The organism is Pectobacterium hainanensis (assembly GCF_046237015.1).
Lineage (GTDB): Bacteria > Pseudomonadota > Gammaproteobacteria > Enterobacterales > Enterobacteriaceae > JBJYIN01.
This window is the reverse complement of sequence record NZ_JBJYIN010000004.1, coordinates 143,434-167,388: the sequence shown is the minus strand read 5'-3', so window position 1 is coordinate 167,388 and position 23,955 is coordinate 143,434. Positions and strand designations below refer to the sequence as shown.

The window sequence follows — 23,955 nt, the reverse complement described above, 5'->3', positions numbered from 1 at the left end:
TACGTCGCTTGTTTTTGCTTTAATGTATACCCGGCCTTTTCAAGCGCAACGCACCAACCTATCTGCGCCTTAAAAGGTGGCTGGGTAAGTATTTCAGTTCGTGAGACGTCCATGTCAGATAACAGCCAGAAAAAAGTGATTGTCGGTATGTCCGGCGGTGTTGATTCATCCGTTTCCGCTTACCTGTTACAGCAACAGGGCTATCATGTTGAAGGCCTGTTTATGAAAAATTGGGAAGAGGATGACGACACGGAGTATTGCTCTGCCGCAACCGATCTTGCCGATGCTCAAGCCGTCTGCGACAAACTCGGCATTGAGCTACATACGGTCAACTTTGCCGCCGAATATTGGGACAACGTATTTGAATTGTTCCTGGCGGAATATAAAGCGGGCCGTACACCGAATCCCGATATTCTGTGCAACAAAGAAATCAAGTTCAAAGCCTTCCTTGAGTTTGCCGCTGAAGACCTCGGCGCAGATTATATCGCAACCGGTCACTACGTCCGCCGTCAGGATGTTGATGGTAAATCCCGGTTACTACGCGGTGTTGATGGCAATAAAGACCAAAGTTATTTTCTCTATACATTAAGCCACGAGCAAATTGCACAAAGCCTGTTCCCCGTGGGGGAATTGGAGAAGCCGGAAGTTCGCAGAATTGCGGAGCAGTTAGAGTTGGTCACGGCTAAGAAAAAAGACTCTACCGGGATTTGTTTTATCGGTGAGCGTAAATTCACCGACTTTCTGGCTCGTTACCTGCCAGCCCAACCGGGTCCCATTCTGGCCGTTGACGATGGCAAACCGATGGGGCAACACCAAGGGTTGATGTACCACACGCTCGGACAACGTAAAGGGCTGGGCATTGGTGGTGTCAAAGACGGTGGCGAAGATCCATGGTATGTCGTAGACAAAGATGTTGCCCATAATATTCTGTATGTTGCCCAAGGGCATGAGCACCCTCGCCTGATGTCCTACGGATTAATCGCCCAGCAATTGCATTGGGTTGACCGTCAGGAACTGACTACAACGTTACGCTGTGTCGTTAAAACACGTTACCGTCAGGCTGATATTCCTTGTACGGTCACGCCATTTGGTGAAGATCGCATCTCGGTTCGCTTTGATGAACCCGTCGCTGCGGTAACCCCTGGGCAGTCGGCCGTCTTTTATTCGGGTGAGATTTGCCTTGGTGGCGGCATCATTGAAGAACGCTTACAGGAGTGATTGTGGCGAAGAACTATCATGATATAACCCTGGCACTGGCAGGTATTTGCCAGTCTGCCCATTTGGTGCAACAACTGGCAAATACTGGCAATTGTGATAACAACGTTTTACACGTCTCGCTGAGCAGTATCCTGGTGGTTAACCCAACGTCTACGCTAGCTGTTTATGGTGATACTGAAAACCATCTCAAAATCGGTTTGGAAACGTTGCTGGGTATTCTCAACACCAGTACAAAAGGCCCAGGCGCCGACATGTCCCGCTACGCGTTTAGCCTGATAGCGCTTGAGCGAAAATTGCATGCTAAACCCGCCGCGCTGAACGAACTCGGCCAACGCATCGGACAGTTGGAACGCCAATTAGAGCATTTTGAATTGCTCTCTGATACGATCATCGGCGCATTAGCGGGCATTTACGTTGATGTCATTAGTGCGTTAGGGCCTCGTATCCAGGTAACAGGTTCTCCTGAGATACTGAAAAACAGTCAGGTTCAGGCTAAAGTGCGTGCCGTTCTGCTGGCTGGTATTCGCTCAGCCGTTTTGTGGCAGCAGATTGGCGGAGGACGTCTTCAACTGATGTTTTCCCGTAGTCATCTGGTTAAAGAAGCAAAGCAGATACTGGCCCGTTGCTGATAACAATAAATTCAGAACGCCTATCCGTTCTTATTGTTTATAGCTTTCGTTGTTATAAGCTTCACTGTTATAAAAACAGCGATATGTTCTGACAGATACCCCTCCCTGCCGGTGCGGGGAGAACAGCGTTAGAAAGGCATTAACCACCTTTCTACCTGTTTTTTTGTAAAAACGAATTTGTAGAAACGAACAAGTCATTTAAATCAATCGGTTATTGAAAAACTGTTTATTAAAATCAATCCCAGGAGTTGCTTGCGATGGAATTATCCTCACTGACCGCTGTTTCCCCCATTGATGGACGCTACGGCGATAAAGTCAGCACATTGCGCACCATTTTCAGTGAATTCGGTTTGCTGAAATTCCGCGTACAGGTTGAAGTACGTTGGCTGCAAAAATTGGCAGCCTGTGCAGAAATCCGGGAAGTTCCTGCATTTGATCATGACGCAAACGCTTTCCTTGACAAAATTGTCGCCGAATTCAGCGTGCAGGATGCAGAACGCATCAAAACCATTGAACGCACTACCAACCATGACGTTAAAGCCGTTGAATACTTTCTAAAAGAAAAGGTCGCGGCAGTTCCGGCATTACATGCCGTGAACGAATTTATCCACTTCGCCTGCACATCTGAGGATATTAACAACCTCTCCCATGCGCTGATGCTGGATACCGCTCGCCGTGATGTGATATTGCCACAGTGGCGTAAAATTATTGATGCATTGGCTAATTTGGCGCACCAATATCGCGATATCCCACTGCTTTCCCGCACACATGGTCAGCCAGCGACACCATCCACGATTGGTAAAGAATTCGCCAACGTAACTTACCGCATGGAACGCCAATATCGCCAACTCCGGCAGGTAGAAATCTTAGGTAAAATCAACGGTGCTGTGGGTAACTACAACGCACATATCGCCGCCTACCCTAACGTTGATTGGCATCAGTTTAGTGAGAGCTTTGTGACATCGCTGGGTATTACCTGGAACCCCTACACCACACAAATCGAACCCCACGATTACATCGCCGAGCTGTTCGACTGCATCGCGCGTTTCAACACCATTCTGATCGACTTTGACCGCGATATTTGGGGTTACATTGCCCTGAATCACTTCAAACAGAAAACCATTGCGGGAGAAATTGGTTCTTCCACCATGCCGCATAAAGTCAACCCAATCGACTTTGAAAACTCAGAAGGCAATCTGGGGCTTGCCAATGCCGTTCTGGGCCATTTAGCCAGTAAACTCCCGGTTTCTCGCTGGCAGCGTGACCTGACTGATTCCACCGTCTTACGTAATCTGGGCGTTGGCGTGGGCTATGCGCTGATTGCCTATCAGGCTACGCTTAAGGGCATCAGCAAACTGGAAGTGAATCACGACCACCTCGCCGATGAACTGGATCATAACTGGGAAGTGCTGGCAGAGCCGGTCCAGACCGTGATGCGTCGTTATGGGATTGAAAAACCCTACGAAAAACTAAAAGAACTGACACGTGGTAAACGTGTCGACGCGGCTGGTATTCAGACATTTATTGATGGGCTGGCGCTACCGGAGGAAGAGAAAACTCGCCTGAAAGCGATGACGCCTTCCAACTATATTGGCCGGGCGATTAAACTGGTCGACGAACTGAAATAAACCCTCTTTTGCTTAGGCGGACTCTGCGTCCGCCTTTTTACTTATCTAACGTCTTCCTTTCACTTTTCCCTACTGTTTATCTCCGGTTTATTATCACTGTGGATAATTTGATATATTCCAAATAACGAATACGATTAATGCACTTTCTACATCATAACGATTCGTCAGTTGCGTTTTACTTCAGGCGCATGTTGCCTGTTTGACAGAGGAAATCGCCATGCGCATTCTGGTCATCGAAGATAATGTCTTGCTACGCCACCATCTGACGGTTCAGATGAATGAAATGGGACATCAGGTTGACGCGGCTGCCGATGCAAAAGAAGCCGATTATTTTTTACATGAAAATACGCCAGACATTGCCATTGTCGATCTCGGATTACCCGATGAAGATGGCATGAGCTTAATTCGTCGTTGGCGTTCACAGCAGATTAAATTGCCCATTTTGGTCTTGACTGCACGCGAAGGATGGCAAGATAAAGTCGCCGTATTGGAAGCAGGGGCTGATGATTACGTCACAAAACCGTTCCACATGGAAGAAGTTGCTGCCCGACTACAAGCGCTAATGCGACGTAACAGTGGACTGGCTTCGCAATTAATTCGGATTGACCCATTCGAGATCGATCTTTCACGACGAGAGCTGATGATCCACGGCGCTTCGATCAAACTCACTGCATTTGAATACACGATTATCGAAACGCTGATTCGCCACAGTGGTAAAGTTGTCAGCAAAGAATCGCTGATGTTACAGCTCTACCCTGATGCAGAGTTGCGTGAAAGCCACACCATTGATGTCTTGATGGGGCGTTTACGCAAGAAAATACAAAATGCCGGAGCGCCCGACGTCATCACAACCGTTCGCGGTCAAGGATATCGTTTCGACCATACCACGACACAAAATGAGTAAATCAAAACCGCCGTTTTCACTGCGCGTTCGCTTTTTATTGGCGACCGTTGCCATCGTTCTCGCGTTGTCGTTGTCTTACGGCATCGTTGCTATTATCGGTTACAGTGTTAATTTTGATAAAACCTCTTTTCGCCTGCTGAGAGGTGAAAGTAACCTTTATTACAGTCTGGCGCAGTGGCGAGATAATCAACTCAATATCGTGACGCCCCCCGATGTCGATATCAATTTCCCTACTCTGGTGCTGATTTACGACCAACAGGGCAATATTCTTTGGCGAGAGAAGGAAGTCCCCGAACTAGAAGCGCTCATTAACCCCGAATGGCTACAAAAAACCGCTTACCATGAACTGGACACGGACAGTAACACCAGCAGTGCGGTGCTAACAGGTAATACGTTGCTGCTAAACAGCTTGCGCGCCCTCAATGGCGTACATAGTCAGGCACTCACTCACTCGATCGCGGTGAATGTTTATCCGCGAACCGAACATCTTCCTCCTTTATCAATTGTTGTTGTCGACAGAATTCCACAAGAGTTACAGCAGGAAGATGTCGTTTGGGAATGGTTTAGCTACGTGTTGTTAGCCAACCTGGTACTGGTTCTCCCACTGCTCTGGCTGGCGGCGCACTGGAGCCTGCGGCCCATTAAAAATTTGGTCAAACAGATTGCTGAATTAGAAAAAGGGACACGGGATCAACTGGATGAAAATCCGCCGAGGGAAATGCTGAGTCTGGTGAGAAATCTGAACATCTTATTGAATAACGAGCGCCAGCGTTATCATAAATATCGAACCACGTTGACCGATCTGACCCACAGCCTGAAAACACCGCTAGCGGTGTTACAAACAACTTTGCGAGCATTACGTACGGGCAAAGAGATTAACATCGATCAGGCCGAGCCGATCATGTTGTCCCAAATCAGTCGTATATCACAACAAATAGGCTACTACCTTCACCGCGCCAGTGTTCGTTCAGAACACCCAATGCTGGTACGCGAAGTTCATTCTGTCCCCGCCATGTTAGATGGTCTCTGCTCTGCCCTGAATAAAGTCTACCAACGCAAAGGGGTTGTTCTGACGTTAGATATTTCGCCTGAATTAGCTTTTATTGGCGAAAAAAATGACTTTATGGAAGTGTTGGGAAACGTTCTGGATAATGCCTGCAAATATTGTCTCGAGTTTGTCGAGATTAGCGCTCAACATTCCGATCATCGGCTTCATCTGATCATTGATGATGATGGCCCCGGCATTCCGGCCAGTAAACGGGAAATGATTTTCCAACGTGGACAACGGGCCGATCGAATGCGTCCAGGTCAAGGGATTGGCCTGTCCGTTGCGGCTGAAATCATTGAACAATATCAGGGAGAAATTCTCATCAGCGATAGCAAGTTGGGGGGAGCACGGGTAGAAGCTATTTTTTCCCGCCAAAATCTTAGTCAGAATGAGAGATGAAAGTCCATACAGGCGACAGCGCTTCCGCTATAATTGCCTCCAGCCTTCTTGCTTTCTGGGAAACAGGGTATGGACTATCAACTCAATCTTGACTGGCCGGATTTTCTTGCACGTTACTGGCAAAAGCGTCCGACCATTATCAAAAATGGTTTCACAAATTTTATCGATCCAATTTCTCCCGATGAACTTGCAGGCCTGGCGCTGGAAAATGAAGTCGATAGCCGTCTGGTCAGCCATAATCATGGCCGCTGGCAGGTTAGTCACGGCCCATTTGAAAGCTTTGACCATTTGGGAGAAACCAATTGGTCCCTGCTGGTTCAGGCTGTTGACCATTGGCATGAGCCCTCTTCTGCATTGATGCGCCCTTTCCGTCAGTTACCGGACTGGCGTATGGACGACCTGATGATTTCTTTTTCTGTTCCCGGCGGTGGCGTAGGTCCACACCTGGATCAGTATGATGTATTTATCATTCAGGGAACGGGTCGTCGCCGCTGGCGCGTAGGCGAAAAAATCCCGATGAAACAGCATTGTCCTCACCCTGATCTGCTACAGGTTGATCCGTTCGATGCCATCATTGATGAAGAAATGGAACCTGGCGATATTCTGTATATTCCCCCAGGATTCCCGCACGATGGTTATTCATTGGAGAATGCGCTCAACTACTCTGTTGGCTTCCGCGCACCGAATGCCCGTGAACTGGTGAGTGGTTTCGCAGATTATGTCCTTTCGCGCGAGTTGGGTAGTCATCGCTACAGCGACCCGTCGATTCCATCACGAGTTCACCCGGCAACGATCTTGCCGCAAGAAGTGGATGCATTACAAAAAATGATGCTGGAACTGGTCCAACAACCCGAACACTTTCAAAACTGGTTTGGGGAGTTTATTTCTCAATCTCGTCATGAACTAGATATCGCACCACCCGAACCGCCTTATCAGGCCAATGAGATTTATGAATATTTACAACAGGGTGAACAATTGCATCGGCTAGGAGGCCTGCGGGTTCTGTGTGTCGGATCTCACTGTTTTGTTAACGGTGAAAAAATTGATACGCCACATCAACAAGCCGCATTCGCACTGGCAGAACATTATGCAGTGGATGCAACGATGCTGGGAAGCGCGTTAGATGATCCATCGTTCCTTGCGCAACTGACGATCCTGGTTAACAGCGGCTACTGGTATTTTGCTGATTAGTCCCTCAGATCATCATCCGTTGCTTAGGCCAAAGCGGGGTTTTCCTCGCCTTGGCCTATCCTGTAGGGGTTTATTATTGCTTGGCTCGCTGTGCGGTCAGTTCAGCAAGTCGCATAATAACTGACACCGCCTGCTCCATCCCCTCCAACGTCACAAACTCATGTTTTCCATGATAATTATAACCGCCGGTAAACAAATTTGGGCACGGTAGTCCCTGGAATGACAGATGCGCTCCGTCAGTTCCTCCACGAATGGGCTTGAGAATGGGTTCGATGTCACAATCCCGCATCGCCTGCTGGGCCAACGCAATAATATGCGGATGTTGTTCCACTTGTTCGCGCATATTGTAATAGTTGTCGGTTATTGTGATTTCGATATAGCAATCCGGATGCAGGCCATCGCCAACTTTTTCAGCGATATCAATCATCTTTTGCTTACGTCGTTCAAAGCCTGCCCGTTCAAAATCCCTCACGATATAGTGCATTTCTGCACGTTCGACGACGCCTTTGATACTGTGTAAATGATAGAACCCTTGATAACCCTCGGTATTCTCAGGAGACTCATCTGCGGGAACTTCCTGATGAAAACGCGATGCCAGCGTCAACGCATTCACCATCACGCCCTTGGCGCTACCGGGATGGACATTATTACCGACAATCTTTACGGTCACTGATGCCGCATTGAAATTCTCATACTCCAGTTCCCCGACACCACCGCCATCGACGGTATAGGCCCACTGAGCATTAAATGCCTTCACATCAAAAAACTGCGCGCCTTTGCCAATTTCTTCATCGGGCGTAAACGCAATACGAATTTCGCCATGCGGCACTTGTCGCTTCTTTAACCGCATCATTGCGGTAATAATTTCAGCGATTCCAGCTTTATCATCCGCGCCCAGCAACGTTTTCCCATCAGTGGTTATCAGCGTATGCCCCAGTAGTTGATGCAATACCGGGAACATCACCGGCGATAACACCTCATCGCCAATGCCTAACGCAATATCACCACCTCGGTAGTTTTCCAGAATTTGGGGATTAACGTTTTTACCCGTGTAATCAGGCGACGTATCCATATGAGAAATAAAGCCAATGGTCGGTACAGACCAGGCAACATTTGCAGGTAACGTTGCCATTACACAGCCATTTTTACTGAGCGTAACCTGTTCAAATCCCAATTCCAGCAGTTCCTGCTGCAATGCTCGCGCCAGCCTAAGTTGACCTTCCGTACTCGGAACCTGCCGAACACCGGATTTTGACTGAGTATCAAATGATACGTAATTTAAAAACCTATCGAGTAACTTATCCATCTCGGTTGCCCCCTGAGCCCTGTTTTTCATTATGGAGACGGCTATCAACGCAGATATTGCGTCAGGTCAGTTTTTACTGTGTTAACGTCCATTCCTCTAGCACACCAGAATGCGCGACAGGAAGGAATCCATGGCCTACCGATTCTCTTATAACAATCTATTTTGATAATAATGTTTTTTGATAACCGTATTTTTAATAACACCGTTCATTTTTTAATAGCAACGTCACCGCGTTATCGCCGACGTTCACCAGTCACAAATAAATCACATAAACAAAACAATAATTAAATATTTCAAGGCAATTTTTTGCCATTTCCCCCCAACATCATCGGCACACTAATCCGAAGTAAAGCGACACAAGTTGGCGTTACGCATTGTTTCCCGTAAAATGCCGCCCTCAACGAAGCTCGTAAGCTGAAAGGTGATAACCCTTGGCATGAAACTGCAAATTTACTGCGGACACGCCATACTTGGAAACAGAGCAATACCTTAATGAAAGATAATTTTCCCGCTACGCCGGTCGTCGAATTGATCGATGTCCATAAAGGCTTTGATGGTAAATCCATCATCTCCCATTTTAATCTCACTATTAATAACGGTGAGTTTTTGACCATCCTTGGTCCCTCTGGCTGCGGTAAAACCACCGTACTGCGGTTAATTGCCGGTCTGGAAACCGTCGATAGCGGTCATGTTATGTTGGAAAAACAGGATATCACCCACCAACCCGCAGAACATCGGCATGTGAATACCGTTTTCCAAAGTTACGCCTTGTTTCCCCATCTTAGCGTGTTCGATAACGTGGCTTTCGGTTTGCGTATGCAGAAAACACCTGCCGCAGAAATCACGCCCCGCGTACTCGACGCTTTAAAAATGGTGCAATTGGAAAGTTTGGCACAGCGCCGTCCCCATCAACTTTCCGGCGGGCAGCAGCAGCGAGTCGCCATTGCCAGAGCGGTCGTGAATCAACCCAAAGTTCTTCTGCTGGATGAATCGCTTTCTGCTCTCGACTACAAACTGCGCAAACAGATGCAGAACGAACTAAAGGCGTTACAACGTACGCTAGGCATTACGTTTATTTTCGTTACTCACGATCAGGAAGAAGCGCTGACGATGTCAGACCGCATCGTGGTCATGCGCGATGGACATATCGAACAAGACGGCACACCGCGTGAAATTTATGAAGAACCCAAAAATCTGTTTGTCGCGAGTTTTATCGGTGAAATCAACATCCTCGACGCCATTGTTTTAGCGCGAATAGATGAGCAGCGAGTACGAGCTCAGGTTGAGGAGCACGAGTGCGTCATTACGGTCAACTTCCCCGTTCATGCCGGCCAACATCTTAATGTCTTGTTACGGCCCGAGGATCTACGGGTGGAAGAAATTAATGACGGCACTCAGGCCGAGGGCATGGTGGGATACGTACGCGAAAGAAACTATAAAGGCATGACGCTGGAATCTAATATTGAACTGGAAAACGGCAAAATGGTTATGGTCAGCGAATTCTTTAATGAAGACGATCCAGATTTCGATCATTCGCTGAATCAGAAGGTTGCCGTCACTTGGGTCGAAAGCTGGGAGGTCGTTCTACACGATGAAGAAGCCGCGTAAACGCTTTCAGAACACGATTATCAGTATTATTGTCATCTGGCTGGCTCTATTCGTTTTTGTGCCAAATCTGATGATTATCGGTACCAGTTTCCTGACGCGTGATGATACCGATCTGATCAGTCTGGTGTTGACACTGGATAACTACACTCGTCTGACCGATCCCATGTATGCCTCGGTATTGCTGCATTCACTGAATATGGCTGTTATCGCGACGCTTTGCTGCCTGATATTAGGCTACCCCTTCGCTTTTATTTTAGCTCGGCTACCTGAGCGGATACGCCCATTAATGATGTTTCTGCTGATTGTGCCTTTCTGGACAAACTCGCTGATTCGTATTTATGGACTAAAAATATTTCTGAGCACGCGCGGACATTTAAATGAATTCCTCCTATGGACAGGAATAATTGATACGCCGCTACGCATTATGTATACCTCAGAAGCGGTGGTACTTGGTTTGATCTACATCCTTCTGCCGTTTATGGTGCTGCCTCTCTATTCAAGTATTGAAAAACTGGATAACGCTTATCTTGAGGCAGCTCGCGATCTGGGTGCCAATAAATGGCAGGCTTTTATTCGAGTGGTGATCCCACTGACCATGCCAGGGATCATTGCTGGCTGTTTGCTGGTGTTATTACCCGCCATGGGCCTGTTTTTTGTCGCCGACCTAATGGGTGGAGCCAAAAATTTGCTTATTGGTAACGTGATTAAAAGCCAGTTCCTTAACATCCGCGATTGGCCGTTCGGCGCAGCAACCAGCATCTGCCTAACGTTAATCATGGGAATATTGCTGTTCATCTATTATCGAACCGCCCGGCTGCTGAACAAGAAAGAGGAACTGGCATGATTGGACGTTTGCTGCGCGGTGGATTTATGTCCATCATCTACGCCTATCTGTACATTCCTATTATCATCCTGATTGTGAATTCTTTTAATCAGGCACGATTCGGCATTAACTGGCAGGGGTTTACGCTGGACTGGTATCGTCGTTTGCTGAACAACGACAGTCTGTTACAGGCGGCTCAACATTCTCTGACCATGGCGGTTTTTTCCGCGACCTTTGCGACAATCATTGGCTCGCTGACTGCGGTTGCGCTCTACCGCTACCGTTTCCGGGGAAAGCCTTTTGTCAGCGGCATGTTATTCGTCGTCATGATGTCGCCTGATATTGTCATGGCGATCTCGCTGTTGGTATTGTTTATGCTGTTAGGCATCTCACTGGGATTTTGGTCATTACTCTTCTCCCATATTACATTTTGCCTGCCTTTCGTTGTCGTAACAGTCTATTCGCGTCTGAAAGGGTTCGACGTAAAAATGCTGGAAGCCGCACGCGATTTGGGCGCAAGCGAAGCGATTATTCTGCGCAAAATCATCCTACCGCTAGCCATGCCCGCCGTTGCAGCAGGCTGGTTACTCAGTTTCACCTTGTCGATGGATGATGTCGTCGTGTCATCATTTGTTACCGGCCCAACCTATGAAATTCTACCGCTGAAAATCTACTCGATGGTTAAGGTCGGTGTCTCGCCGGAGGTCAACGCATTGGCGACAATTTTGCTTATACTGTCATTACTTTTAGTACTTAGCAGCCAGTTAATTTTACGCGATCGCACCAGACAATAATGTTTTTACCTTTCGTTTCACCCTTTACCTTTGGGATAGTTAAGGAGATAAACAAGATGAAGAAATGGTCACATTTGCTGGCAGCCTGCGCACTGGCATTAGGGCTGAACAACGCCAGTGCCAACGATGGTAAAACGCTCTATTTTTATAACTGGACAGAGTATGTGCCACCGGGATTATTAGAACAGTTCACCAAAGAAACGGGTATCAAGGTGATCTATTCTACCTACGAGTCCAACGAGAGCATGTACGCCAAACTGAAAACCTATCAGGATAGCGCTTACGATTTAGTTGTGCCGTCGACTTATTTCATTTCCAAAATGAGTAAAGAAGGCATGCTGCAAAAAATTGATACCAGCAAGCTCAGCAATTTCCATAACCTTGATCCTAATCTATTACACAAATCTTTTGATCCTAATAACGAATATTCCGTTCCTTATATTTGGGGAGCCACGGCGATCGGTATTAATCGTGATGAAATCGATCCGGCCAGCGTCACCCGCTGGGCTGATTTGTGGGACGCAAAATATAAAAGCAGTCTGCTGCTGACGGATGACGCTCGAGAAGTTTTCCAGATTGCTCTGCGAAAACTTGGCTATTCCGCCAATACCACCGATCCCAAAGAGATCGAAACAGCCTATAAAGAATTACAAAAATTGATGCCGAACGTATTGGCGTTTAATTCTGACAACCCAGGCAACCCATTTATGGAGGGTGAAGTAAACCTGGGCATGGTATGGAATGGTTCAGCGTATGTCGCCCGCCAGGCTGGTACGCCACTGGACGTCATTTGGCCACAAGAAGGTGGTATATTCTGGATGGACAGTCTGGCGATCCCAGCCAACGCCAAAAATGTCGACGGCGCAATGAAGATGATTAACTTCTTGCTACGCCCTGACATTGCCGCACAGGTAGCAGAGACCATTGGTTACCCGACACCGAATCTTGCAGCGAAGAAACTACTGCCGGTTGACGTCTCCGGTGATAAAACGCTGTATCCTGATGATGAAACGATCGGTAAAGGTGAGTGGCAAAACGACGTTGGCAGCGCCGCTACATTGTACGAGACTTATTTTCAACAGCTAAAAGCTGGCCGTTAATTTTCGCCATAAGTATGATGGATATAGACATGGGGTCTGGCTATTCCAGCCCCCCAATTTTCTTCACGGCCCTGCCCACTCATAATATTGACCAATCCCTTTATCACAGGAACAGCATCCTCCACATTTACCACTGTTCTCCGCTCGGTGAAGTCGGACTTTCCCTTTCTGTACCCAGACGTCCATCATCCCTTCGATTACGCCTTGTTCGGTATGAAACGCCTGGCTGATATCTTGCAATGACGCCTTCTTTTGCTGACGCACGTAGTCACGCAACTCAAGTAAAGTCATATTTCCTCCGTACTGGCAGGTTCCCCTGCCAGTAAAGTATCACACACATGCTTATGCTGACTGTTTGTCACCGCCAACAACGGCAACCGGTGGCACTGAATCACGTTTACTGCGTAAGAACAGGACCGTCACCAACAATGCGCACAGTACACCGGCAATCGACAGTGTGGAATAAACCGGATGCTGTGCAAAACGTCCTACCTGATAGACAACAACCGCAGTACCGTAGCCTAACTCAATCGTCCAACCGACGCAGAACAGTGTCCATGCCGTGCCGACTTCTCGCAAAATCGCTGAAACTGCCGCGACACATGGCACATACAACAAAACCATTAACAGATAAGAAAATGCCCCCAGTCTACCGTCAAACATTTGACTGATGACCGTCAACGATGAAACCGAAAATTCATTTTCTTCTGCTATCGTTGCCGTATCGCTTAAATCTCCGACGTCAATTCCCAGCGGATCTAACAGTGCGTTACCTAACTCACTGAAGTTCTCAGGGATCGTGGCAAAAGCACCGATGATGCCATCCTGCAAACTAAAAGGTGTTTCGGGTTTGTCAGATGCCCCGCTTTGATTCTCGGCCATGGCGCCATAAAGTGAATCCAGCGTCCCGACCACCGCTTCTTTAGCAAAGATCCCCGTAAATACCCCCACAGCCGCAGGCCAATTCTCCTGCTTGATCCCCATGGGAGCAAAAGCCGGGACAATTTTTTGTCCGATGGCGGAAAGCACTGACTTATCGCTATCCTGATTATCAAAGGTTCCATCCATTCCCATTGAGTTCAGGAACCCCAGAATAGTGACAACAATAACAATCAGCTTACCGGCCCGTAAAATAAAGCCTTTTAAACGTTCCCAGGTTCGAATCAGCACGCTGTGCAGCCCCGGCAAATGATAAGGGGGTATCTCCATGACAAACGTTGACGCTTCACCTTGCAGTGCCGTGTTTTTCAACATAAATCCGGTGGCAACCGCCGCGATAATACCAAGCAGATACAGACCAAAAACCAGATTTTGCCCGCCGCTGGTAAACAGTGCTGTTGCAAACAGAACATAGACGGGCAGGCGTGCGCCACAAGACATAAACGGAGCCATCATGACAGTTACGATGCGATCGCTGTGCTTCTCCATCGTGCGCGTTGCCATCACCGCCGGAACGTTACAGCCAAACCCCACGATGAGTGGCACGAACGCTTTGCCCGGCAGACCAATGCTGCGCATAAAACGGTCCATCACGAATGCCGCTCTCGCCATGTAGCCAGAGTCTTCAAGGTAGGACAGGAACAGATACAAACAGCCAATCACCGGAATAAAAGTCGATACGGTCTGAATCCCCCCGCCGATACCGTCTGCAATGAGTGTTTTTAGCCATGCGGGCGCATTCATCGCAATCAACAGTTCACCCAGACCATCAACAAAAATCGTGCCAAAGAACTGATCGAAGAAATCAATGAACGCACTACCAATATTGATGGTGAATACAAACATCAGGTACATCACCAGCAAAAAGAGAGGGATCCCCAGAAAACGATGCAAAACAATGCGGTCAACTTTGTCCGTTAATGTTGCCGACATTTCACCACGGCGAGTCATCACCGCCGTAGCAATAGCAGAGACAAACTGATATCTGGCATCAGCTAAAAAGATATCCAGTTCATCCTCATAGTGCTCAACCAGTTCCGCGACACGCGCATCGGCCATTGCCAGCAATGGTGCAGAAAGCTGACCACGTACGGTCACATCGCCCTCCAGTAACTGCAACGCCAGCCAATACGGATTGGGGATATTGGCATCCTCTTCGGAGAATTTTTGGGCCATCGCCTGAGCTGCCTGCTGCAACGGCGCTTCATATGGAATCATCACATCGGGCGTAACCGGTTGTGCCACCATGCTCTGACAAACCTGACGCAGTTGATCGATCCCTTTCTTCTGGCTGGCTGTTATGGGGATGACCGGGCATTTTAATTGCTGCTGCAAAGCAGCAATATCAATCTCCAACTGGCGTGCAGCGGCGATGTCCATCATATTGACAGCGACGACCATCGGCACATTCATATCCAATAACTGTGCGGTCAGGTAAAGATTGCGTTCAAGATTGGAGGCATCAACGATATTCAGTACGACATCAGCTTCACCAGACAAGATGTAATCACGAGCAACGCGTTCATCTTCTGAACTTTCAGATGAAGGATTAAGGGAATAGACGCCGGGCAAATCCACCAGCGTGGTAGACTGATTTTGGTAACGATATTGGCCGACTTTCTTTTCAACTGTCACACCAGGCCAGTTGCCGACCGTCTGTTTGCCGCCGGTAAGCACATTGAACAGCGTGGTTTTACCGCAATTCGGGTTTCCCACCACACAAATAACCGGTTGCGTACTCATAGCGATTTCCTGTCTGTTCTATTCAACATTTTTCGAGGATCAGTATCTGTGCTTCACCCTTACGGACGCTGATTGCAGCGCCTCGCAGGCGTAACTCAATGGGGTCGCCCAGTGGGGCGACACGCGATACGGTGAATTCCACACCCGGAGTCACACCGAGCGCTAACAAACGCTTACGATAATCTGCTGCGCCTTTTTGAAAACCAATCACACGCCATTTACTCGCAACCGTAAAGTCTTCCAGAATCATCATTCACCTCCCCGTCATCGGGTTTGCTGTGGCGAAACCCAAACTTGTTTACCCATATCCCAATTAATTGCGATACGCCCATCGCCAGCGGCGAGCATCAGCGGTTGATTCGCCTCCCGCTGAATCACTCGGACATGGCCGCCAATACGGATACCTAACTCGGTTAAACGATGCTGGTTTTCACCACTGAGTCGAATACGCGCAACCACCGCGTTCACATTGAGGGGAATATCCAGTAATGTCTGGAGCTGTAGTGCCATAGCGGTTTCCTTTATTGCCGGATGTTTACCTATTAAACTCGCGATATTTAGCCTTCTTAATCGTGCATATCCGATAGAATTAAAGAAAACTAATAACGATAATCAATCATATTCCTGCCCCGTAATACCCTCTTGACACATATCAAGCAAAGTAAAAATAGCCCTGTCAGACGTAGGGCTACTTCAAATTGTCATAAATGGATCACATTAGAGATGGATTTGATGTTTATTTATCGGAAAGGACGTTAGAGGCTAAAACCGCGCATCGGCAATATAAAGCGACAGGAAAAAGAAACCCCGAACAGCGCCGGGGTTTTAGTGTGATTATCATCCTGGAATAATTTACTCTTTTTGCTCCTGCGCTAAATCTCGCGCAATATGGACAGTTTCATCCAGATAGGGATCCGGAGCCTGATAATCTTTTGGCAAATCTTCCAGAGACTTCAGCGGCTTTTTACCTTCTCTCACCAGACGATCGTTGATGCGTCCTAAACGTGTCGCCTCATCATCGTCATTTTCTTTTTCACGCTGAGCAAAGTTAAGCGATACCGTATTACGTTTATCTTTCAACGCATTATAACGAGCAATATCTTGAGCCACGTATTGGAACTCTGGATCTTGGGCAATTCGTTCCTGATGACGTTCATTGAGAGAACCGATGAGAGGTTTTAAATCACCGCTCTTTGTATAATTAGCGGCTTTAATGCTATCCCACGGCAACGCGTTATCTTCAAACTTCTCGCCCGTATCCACCGTTTCTGTCCCGGTTGGCATCATAATGTCTGGTGTAACACCTTTCATTTGAGTACTGCCGCCATTAATACGATAGAATTTTTGAATCGTATACTGGACAGAACCCAGCGCTGGCCAGTCAGGACGCAACATTTGATCGTAAATACGATTGACTGAACGATATTGTTGCACCGTTCCTTTACCGAATGTCGGTTCACCGACAATCAGCGCACGCCCATAATCCTGCATCGCAGCCGCAAAAATTTCCGATGCCGAGGCGCTAAACCGATCGACCAATACCACCAGCGGCCCTTTGTAATATACCGTACCGTCGGTGTCGCTATCTTCGCGGATTTTGCCGTTATTATCACGGATCTGTACAACCGGACCGCTCGGAATAAATAAACCTGACAGACCGACCGCTTCCGTCAACGCCCCGCCGCCGTTGCTACGCAGGTCAATAATAATGCTGCTGACATGCTGTTTTTCCAGTTTCTGTAATTGGACTTTGGCATCATCCGTCAGACCGACATAAAAACCAGGAATATCCAGCACGCCGACTTTCTCTTTACCGACGTTCTTAACCGACATTTTCACTGCGCGGTCTTCAAGGCGGATACGCTCACGCGTCAATGTGACCGTTCGGGTTTTCGTGCCTTTACCCGCAGGCAAAATTTCCAGACGAACCTTACTGCCTTTGGGGCCTTTAATGAGCGCGACGACATCGTCCAACCGCCAGCCAATGACATCCACCATCGGTTTACCCGTTTGCCCCACGCCGACAACGCGGTCGCCAACCGTCAGGCTTTTGCTTTTTGCCGCAGGACCACCAGGAACCATAGAGTTGATGACCGTGTAGTCATCGTCCATTTGCAATACAGCGCCAATACCCTCCAGCGACAGACTCATTTCGGTATTGAACTGTTCGGTGTTTCTTGGGGAGAGATAGCTCGTGTGTGGATCAATTTCACGCGCAAAGGCATTCATGATCAATTGAAAGACATCTTCACTGTTGCTTTGTGCCAAACGACGAACAGCGAATTGATAACGCTTAGTTAGCGTTTCTTTAATATCTTTATCATTTTTACCGGTCAGCTTCAGGCTTAGCCAATCATATTTCACCTTGGCATCCCATAGCCGGTTCAGCTCGCCCGCATTCTGCGGCCAGGGCGCTTTACTGCGATCGAGCTCGATCGTATCGCTGCCAGTAAAATCCATCGGTTTTTCCAGCAACGACAACGCATATTGATAACGTTCAAAACGTCGTTTTTGCGCCAGATTGTAAAGCGCGTAAGGCGTATCCAACTTACCGGATTTAATTTCTTCGCCAATCTGCGTTTTCTTATTGGAGAACTGCGCGACATCCGATGCCAACAGCACATTGTGGCTGTAGTCGAGCATATTAAGATAACGAGAAAAGATTTTTTCAGAGAACTGTTCGTCCAGCATAAACTGACGATAATGGGAACGCAGAAAACGTGATGCAACACGATCGCTGACGGTTGCATGCTGAGGTTCCTGTTGAAGCTGAGGAATTTGCTCAACGCGCGTAATATTCTCATTGGTATTTGCGAAAGCAGCGCCCGCCACCAGTAAACCAGCAATAGCGGTTATTCTGACTAAATTGTTCATGCCCAGGCTGGCCTCCGTATCAGAACTGCAAATGTTCTGCGCGTACAATCATTGCCAAACCGGAAGCCAACTGCACTCTGACCTCGCCTTTAGCAATCTCAAGCACCGTGGCATCCATGGCATCTTTCCCAGCTCTGACCTTGATTTCCTGACCAATTTGCAGTTTGGAAACATCCGTAACCGCAACACGCTGCGGCTTATCGATGATAGGTTTGGTCTGATTCGACTGAGTTTTTGCAGGCTGCTGGGTAGCGGATGTCGGCTGGCGAACCGAAGACTGGCGTGGTTTACGCGGTGCTGAACCAGCTCCATCGCGCTCACGGCGTGGCACATTCTTCGATAGAAGACGAGGTGTCCGTGCTGGTTCAGCGGATTCACCGGCTGCTTCGCGCCTTTTAGCCTGTTGCTCAGCACGTTGTGCCTGAACCCGGGCTTTTGCTTCTTCCAGTTGCTTACGCGCATGATCAACATGCTGCTGTTCTAACTCGCCGCATAGATTTCCATCCAAATCCACACGCTGAGCGCCCAATTTAACACCGTACAGATAACGCCAGCTTGAGGTATAAAGCCTCAAAGCAGAGCGTAATTGCGTTTTACTCACGTTATCTGTTTCCGGTACACGCTCAACAAGATCTTGAAAAATACCGATCTTTAATGGGCGGGTTTCACCTTCAGTGGTGAAACAAAGCGGGAATCGCTCTGCCAAAAAGGCAATGACTTCTTTACTACTGTTCAACTTAGGTTGATTTTCCATGAAATTTCCTGATTACAACGGGTTTGCCAACCGGCGCAGGCATGAACAGGCGCCATTATAATGACGCCATCAGCAATTGCTACGTTATCCTTGTCTCAACGTGAGAGAATTGATAAAAGTCAGCACATCACTCGCTTCAAGTTGTGCGCAAAGTACGCTAACCACGGCTTTAAGCCCTTCTTCGTCATCGGCATCAAACCGTTGATAAATGGTGCTATCAATATCTAATACACCAATCAATTGGCCCTTAACCATCAACGGCAGAACAATTTCGGCGTTACTTGCTGCATCGCAAGCAATATGACCCGGAAAAGCATGCACATCATCTACACGCTGGATACATTGTTCCGCAATCGCCCGACCACATACTCCTTTCCCTACCGGAATACGGACACAAGCAACCCGCCCCTGAAACGGCCCCAGAAACAAGGTGTCATTTTCCAATAGGTAAAAACCAGCCCAGTTAACGCCATCCAAACGTTCAAACAGTAACGCGCTGCTGTTTGACAATATCGTTATAAAACGATTCTCTTCCGCAATCAGCGATGACAAATCGCGGCACAAATCTTTATAAAACGCTTGTTTATTCATAATAATATAGGATTGTCTTTTCATTCCAGACAGATGATCGCACAATTATAATACAATGATACCTGCTACAGGATGCCACAAGATTTAGGTATTCGCGCGTAGAATCCGCCCTATTCCCCTGCAAACAACATGCATAATGTGCTATTCGTTTCGTCAATCATTCGCTTACTCAAGCATAAAGCAGCATTATTTGTCGTTTAGCCCAACTGACATTCTATCTCCGATATACCTTAAATAATTCAAGTTTCAGGAAGGCGGCAAGCGAAGGAATCCCGATGAGCTTACTTGAGTAAGTGATTCGGGTGACTGAACGCAGCCAACGCACATGCAACTTGAAGTATGACAGGTATAACACCATTCGGTTATGGACGACGACCTGATACACTAAACCGTGCCTGTTCAGTTAACAGCGGGAAATATGAAGATAAATCACATCATCGGCCCTGCCGCCATCCCGCCCTCCAGGCCGCCGTTGGTGGACGGTATTCTGGCACCATCACAAACCATGGCGCGCTATCATCGCTGCCCGGAATGTGATGCACTTTTCACACTTCCCGAGCTCAAGCGAAATCAGACGGCAAACTGCCCACGGTGTGATGCCAAAGTCAGTTCTGGCCGAGACTGGTCAATCTCTCGACTGGCCGCGATGGCGATCGCCATGTTGGTTCTCATGCCCTTTGCTTTTACTGAGCCGCTCATCCAGATTCGATTACTGGGTGTAGCTATCAATGCCAGCCTGTTTGAAGGTATCTGGCAAATTACCCGTCAGGGCAACCCCGTAACGGCAAGCATCGTGGCATTTTGTACCGTCGGCGTACCATTGACACTCGTGTTCTCACTGCTGTATCTGTTCTTCGCCCCACGCATCGGAATGAATTTGCGTCCCATATTATTGATGCTGGACAGGCTAAAAGAATGGATGATGCTGGATATCTATCTGGTTGGAATGGCCGTCGCCGCCATCAAAGTAAGAGAATTTGCAGATGTTCAGCTAGGCAATGGTCTGATTGCGTTTTTGGCGTTGATGATACTTAGCATACTGACCTTGATCCATTTAAATACGGACCAATTGTGGCAACGCTTTTATCCCCGAATGCGTCCGATTATTTCGCCAGAACGCTATCAAATTTGTATTTCTTGTCACTTTACGGGCTCCCCTGACAGCCGTGGTCGCTGTCCGCGTTGTCACGTACCGCTGCGTTTACGACGCCGACATAGCTTACAAAAATCCTGGGCTGCCTTGATTACCTCCGTTATTTTTCTTTTCCCAGCCAATCTGTTACCGATTTCCATCATCTATGCAAACGGCATTCGCACCGAAGACACCATTTTTTCCGGTATTCTTTCGCTGGCATCCGGCAATATACCGATCGCCTTAATTGTCTTTGTTGCCAGTATTCTGGTGCCGTTTACTAAAGTTATTGTGTTGTTCGGCCTTTTGCTCAGTATTCATTTCCGCGTAGAACAAGGTGTCATGGCTCGAATGCGGATGCTACGCGTGATTGCCTGGATCGGACGATGGTCCATGCTCGACTTATTTGTGATCGCGTTGACAATGTCACTCGTCAACCGTGATCAACTACTCGCTTTTACTATGGGACCTGCTGCTTTTTACTTTGGTGCGGCAGTGATACTAACTATTCTGGCCGTTGAATGGCTGGATAGCCGACTGATGTGGGATAACAATGCAAGACAACAAACCCGAGATATCAAACCAGGCGACAGTGAAAAATAAGCGCCGGCTTTCTCCTTTCTGGCTACTACCACTGATTGCGCTGATGATTGCCTGTTGGCTGATTTACACCAACCAAAAAGAACGGGGAGCCTCTGTCACCATCGATTTTGTTTCTGCGGATGGTATCGTCGCAGGACGAACTCCCGTACGCTATCAAGGCGTTGAAGTCGGCACCGTACAAAATATCAAACTCAGTGATGATCTCCGCACGATTCAGGTGGAAGCCAGTATTAAAAGCGATATGGCTGACGCCTTACGCACGGGGACACAATTCTGGCTGGTGACGCCTAAAGCCTCGCTTGCCGGTGTCTCTGGTTTAGACGCACTGGTTGGCGGTAACTACATTGGGATGATGCCTGGCCCTGGCGAGGCACAATCACATTTCTCCGCGCTGGACACTCAGCCTAAATATCGGGTGAATACCGGCGAATTATTAGTTCATCTACAGGCCGACGATCTCGGTTCGTTAAATAACGGATCTCTTGTCTACTACCGTAAAATTCCGGTGGGAAAAGTATACGACTACACCGTTTCGCCCAGTCACCATGGCGTAACGATCGATGTTCTGATTGAACGACGCTTTACCCACCTAGTGAAAAAGAATAGTCGCTTCTGGAACGTATCAGGGTTTAATGCCGATATCAGCCTAAACGGTGCCAAAGTTGAAATGGAAAATATGGCGGCGCTGGTCAATGGCGCCATTGCTTTTGACTCACCAGAAGACAGTGAAAACGCCAACGCCGAACAATCTTACCGCCTGTACCCTGATTTAGCCCAAAGTCAACGCGGCGTGGTAATCACCCTTGAATTACCTTCCGGTGATGGACTTTCGGCTGGTCGAACGCCACTAATGTATCAGGGGTTGGAAGTCGGAACATTAAGCAAGATTACGTTACTTCCTGATAGTCAACGCGTTAACGGCGAGTTAGTGATCGATCCCTCGGTGGTTTCCCTGATGCGTGAAGGAACGCGCATCGAATTAACCAAACCCAAATTATCGCTTAGCGATCTGAACCTTCCTCAATTACTCAGTGGACAAACGCTGACACTGATTCCCGGTGAAGGCGAAGCCCGACAGCATTTTGAAGTATTGGATAGCAGTCAGCAAATGCTGGCGCACCCCGGAGCACTTTCTATACAACTCAATGCGGCACAAAGCTATGGCATCGATAGCGGACAACCCGTGTTGTTACATGGCGTCCAGATTGGCCAAATCGTCAAACGCACGCTGGATGAACAGGGCGTGAATTTTATTTTGGTGATCGAGCCGCAATACCGTCATTTACTGCACAAAGATAGTAAGTTTGTCGTCAATAGCAGGATGAACGTCAAAGTCGGGCTGGATGGCATACAGATGCTGGGTGCCAGTGCTCAAGAATGGATCAGCGGTGGTATTCAGGTTCTGCCGGGTACTCAAGGTGACGTGTCGGCAAGCTATCCACTTTTTAGCGATCTTGAAAAAGCGCAAGAAGGCATCCGTGGTTCATCGCCCTCGCCCACATTGACATTAGTGACGGATAGTCTGCCCGACATTCAGGATGGTTCGATTGTGCTCTACCGTAAGTTCGAAGTGGGTGAAATTATGCGCGTTCGACCGAAAGCGGATTATTTCGAAGTTGATGTTTATGTTCGTCCGGAGCACCGGAAGCTACTCACTGACAACAGTGTTTTCTGGGCCGAAGGCGGTGCTCGCGTACAACTGAATACATCAGGCCTAACTGTGCAGGCTTCACCACTCAATCGGGCGCTAAAAGGCGCAATCAGCTTTGATAATGTCGAAGGCGCACCGGAAATTAAAGGCGGTAAACGTATCCTCTACAATAATGAAACCGCAGCCCGCGCGGTCGGTAGCCGCATCATCCTTAGAACGTATGATGCCAGCAAACTCTCACCGGGCATGCCAATTCGTTATTTGGGGATCGACATCGGCCAACTTGATTCCCTGAAACTCTCCGAGCAACGTAACGAAGTTTGGGTGCAAGCCGTTCTCTATCCAGAATATGTGCGTAACTTCGCCCGCTCGGGCACGCGTTTTTCTGTGGTTACCCCAGAAATTTCTGCCGCTGGCGTCAACCACCTGGAAACCCTTTTCCAGCCTTATATCAATGTTGAACCAGGCAACGGCAGCGTGACTCGAAGTTTTGAGCTGCAACAGGCCACGATCTCTGATTCTCGCTATCAGGATGGTCTAAATATCAGCGTAGATGCGCCGGAAGCGGGGGCATTACAGGTCGGCACACCAGTATTATTCAGAGGAATTGAGGTCGGCACGGTGACTGGACTATCTCTGGGTTCGCTCTCTGACCGTATTTCCGTTGCACTACGTATCAGTAAACGTTATCAGCATCTGGTGAGAGACAATTCCGTATTCTGGCTCGCATCCGGTTATAACCTGCAATTTGGCTTAACCGGTGGCGTGATAAAAAGTGGCACATTCCAGCAATTCATTCGTGGGGGAATTGCCTTCGCCACGCCTGCGACCACTCCGTTAGCACCGAAGTCTCAGGAAGGGAAGCATTTCCTGTTGCATAATGAAGAACCCAAAGAATGGCGGCAGTGGGGAACCGCGATCCCTGCAAATTAGTACGCCTATTGGGCGCATCGTCGTCCCATTCTTTTCCCATTCGGCGGATATTATTTTTATGATAAACTCCGCCGCTTAATCTTTATT

20 protein-coding genes are annotated in these 23,955 nt (G+C 48.1%); 12 read left to right on the top strand and 8 right to left on the bottom strand.

Annotated features, from left to right (window positions below; genetic code table 11):
* Window positions 1-111: 111 nt before the first annotated feature.
* The 6 genes from mnmA to ACKPVM_RS05650 all read left to right on the top strand — a co-directional run bounded on the left by mnmA (window position 112) and on the right by ACKPVM_RS05650 (window position 7,017).
* Entirely contained in the window at window positions 112-1,218 is a 1,107-nt protein-coding gene (gene mnmA / locus ACKPVM_RS05675) for a tRNA 2-thiouridine(34) synthase MnmA (protein WP_409307654.1), read from the top strand.
* 2 nt (window positions 1,219-1,220) lie between these two features.
* Window positions 1,221-1,847 (top strand): high frequency lysogenization protein HflD, encoded by a 627-nt coding sequence (gene hflD / locus ACKPVM_RS05670; RefSeq protein ID WP_409307652.1) that lies wholly within the window; start codon window positions 1,221-1,223, stop codon window positions 1,845-1,847.
* A 257-nt stretch (window positions 1,848-2,104) separates the two neighbouring features.
* Entirely contained in the window at window positions 2,105-3,475 is a 1,371-nt protein-coding gene (purB, locus tag ACKPVM_RS05665; protein WP_409307650.1) for an adenylosuccinate lyase, read from the top strand.
* Between the two features lie 217 nt (window positions 3,476-3,692).
* Window positions 3,693-4,379 (top strand): two-component system response regulator PhoP, encoded by a 687-nt coding sequence (gene phoP / locus ACKPVM_RS05660; RefSeq protein ID WP_409307648.1) that lies wholly within the window; start codon window positions 3,693-3,695, stop codon window positions 4,377-4,379.
* Complete coding sequence (gene phoQ / locus ACKPVM_RS05655) at window positions 4,372-5,826, top strand: two-component system sensor histidine kinase PhoQ (protein WP_409307646.1); 1,455 nt, start codon at window positions 4,372-4,374, stop codon at window positions 5,824-5,826. Before phoP ends, phoQ begins: the two co-directional genes overlap by 8 nt.
* Window positions 5,827-5,895: 69 nt before the next feature.
* Window positions 5,896-7,017 (top strand): ribosomal protein uL16 3-hydroxylase, encoded by a 1,122-nt coding sequence (locus tag ACKPVM_RS05650; RefSeq protein WP_409307644.1) that lies wholly within the window; start codon window positions 5,896-5,898, stop codon window positions 7,015-7,017.
* Window positions 7,018-7,090: 73 nt separating this feature from the next.
* Here ACKPVM_RS05650 and pepT read toward each other — a convergent pair whose 3' ends face one another.
* Window positions 7,091-8,323 carry a peptidase T gene (pepT, locus tag ACKPVM_RS05645; RefSeq protein WP_409307642.1) on the bottom strand — a complete coding sequence of 411 codons (1,233 nt, stop codon included), beginning with the start codon at window positions 8,321-8,323 and terminating at the stop codon, window positions 7,091-7,093.
* A 492-nt stretch (window positions 8,324-8,815) separates the two neighbouring features.
* Between pepT and potA the strand changes: the two genes are divergently transcribed.
* From potA to potD, 4 genes are read left to right on the top strand one after another with little or no spacing between them, the layout of a single operon-like run.
* Window positions 8,816-9,931, top strand: coding sequence for a spermidine/putrescine ABC transporter ATP-binding protein PotA (gene potA, locus ACKPVM_RS05640; RefSeq protein WP_409307640.1), 1,116 nt, complete (start codon window positions 8,816-8,818; stop codon window positions 9,929-9,931).
* Complete coding sequence (potB, locus tag ACKPVM_RS05635) at window positions 9,915-10,775, top strand: spermidine/putrescine ABC transporter permease PotB (RefSeq protein WP_409307637.1); 861 nt, start codon at window positions 9,915-9,917, stop codon at window positions 10,773-10,775. The genes potA and potB overlap by 17 nt, the downstream gene beginning before the upstream one ends.
* On the top strand, window positions 10,772-11,548 hold the full coding sequence (gene potC / locus ACKPVM_RS05630; RefSeq protein WP_409307635.1) for a spermidine/putrescine ABC transporter permease PotC: 777 nt from the start codon (window positions 10,772-10,774) through the stop codon (window positions 11,546-11,548). Before potB ends, potC begins: the two co-directional genes overlap by 4 nt.
* 56 nt (window positions 11,549-11,604) lie before the next feature.
* Window positions 11,605-12,648 (top strand): spermidine/putrescine ABC transporter substrate-binding protein PotD, encoded by a 1,044-nt coding sequence (gene potD / locus ACKPVM_RS05625; protein ID WP_409307633.1) that lies wholly within the window; start codon window positions 11,605-11,607, stop codon window positions 12,646-12,648.
* Between the two features lie 63 nt (window positions 12,649-12,711).
* On the opposite strand, the gene ACKPVM_RS05620 is transcribed toward potD, so the two are convergent.
* The 7 genes from ACKPVM_RS05620 to ACKPVM_RS05590 all read right to left on the bottom strand — a co-directional run bounded on the left by ACKPVM_RS05620 (window position 12,712) and on the right by ACKPVM_RS05590 (window position 19,549).
* Window positions 12,712-12,939 (bottom strand): FeoC-like transcriptional regulator, encoded by a 228-nt coding sequence (locus tag ACKPVM_RS05620; protein ID WP_409307631.1) that lies wholly within the window; start codon window positions 12,937-12,939, stop codon window positions 12,712-12,714.
* 51 nt (window positions 12,940-12,990) lie between these two features.
* Complete coding sequence (gene feoB / locus ACKPVM_RS05615; RefSeq protein WP_409307629.1) at window positions 12,991-15,330, bottom strand: Fe(2+) transporter permease subunit FeoB; 2,340 nt, start codon at window positions 15,328-15,330, stop codon at window positions 12,991-12,993.
* Between the two features lie 22 nt (window positions 15,331-15,352).
* Window positions 15,353-15,583, bottom strand: coding sequence for a FeoA family protein (locus ACKPVM_RS05610; protein ID WP_409307627.1), 231 nt, complete (start codon window positions 15,581-15,583; stop codon window positions 15,353-15,355).
* Window positions 15,584-15,594: 11 nt separating this feature from the next.
* Window positions 15,595-15,840 carry a FeoA family protein gene (locus ACKPVM_RS05605; protein WP_409307625.1) on the bottom strand — a complete coding sequence of 82 codons (246 nt, stop codon included), beginning with the start codon at window positions 15,838-15,840 and terminating at the stop codon, window positions 15,595-15,597.
* A gap of 342 nt (window positions 15,841-16,182) precedes the next feature.
* Window positions 16,183-18,204, bottom strand: coding sequence for a carboxy terminal-processing peptidase (gene prc, locus ACKPVM_RS05600; RefSeq protein WP_409307623.1), 2,022 nt, complete (start codon window positions 18,202-18,204; stop codon window positions 16,183-16,185).
* Window positions 18,205-18,223: 19 nt separating this feature from the next.
* Window positions 18,224-18,958 (bottom strand): RNA chaperone ProQ, encoded by a 735-nt coding sequence (proQ, locus tag ACKPVM_RS05595; RefSeq protein ID WP_409307621.1) that lies wholly within the window; start codon window positions 18,956-18,958, stop codon window positions 18,224-18,226.
* Window positions 18,959-19,042: 84 nt separating this feature from the next.
* A complete protein-coding gene (locus ACKPVM_RS05590) occupies window positions 19,043-19,549 on the bottom strand; it encodes a free L-methionine (R)-S-oxide reductase MsrC (protein ID WP_409307619.1) in 507 nt (168 codons plus the stop codon).
* A 418-nt stretch (window positions 19,550-19,967) separates the two neighbouring features.
* On the opposite strand from ACKPVM_RS05590, the gene yebS reads away from it, so the two are divergent.
* A complete protein-coding gene (gene yebS, locus ACKPVM_RS05585) occupies window positions 19,968-21,284 on the top strand; it encodes a membrane integrity lipid transport subunit YebS (protein WP_409307617.1) in 1,317 nt (438 codons plus the stop codon).
* Window positions 21,235-23,868, top strand: a complete 2,634-nt coding sequence (locus ACKPVM_RS05580) for a PqiB family protein (RefSeq protein ID WP_409307615.1) — start codon at window positions 21,235-21,237, stop codon at window positions 23,866-23,868. Before yebS ends, ACKPVM_RS05580 begins: the two co-directional genes overlap by 50 nt.
* Window positions 23,869-23,955: the final 87 nt, after the last annotated feature.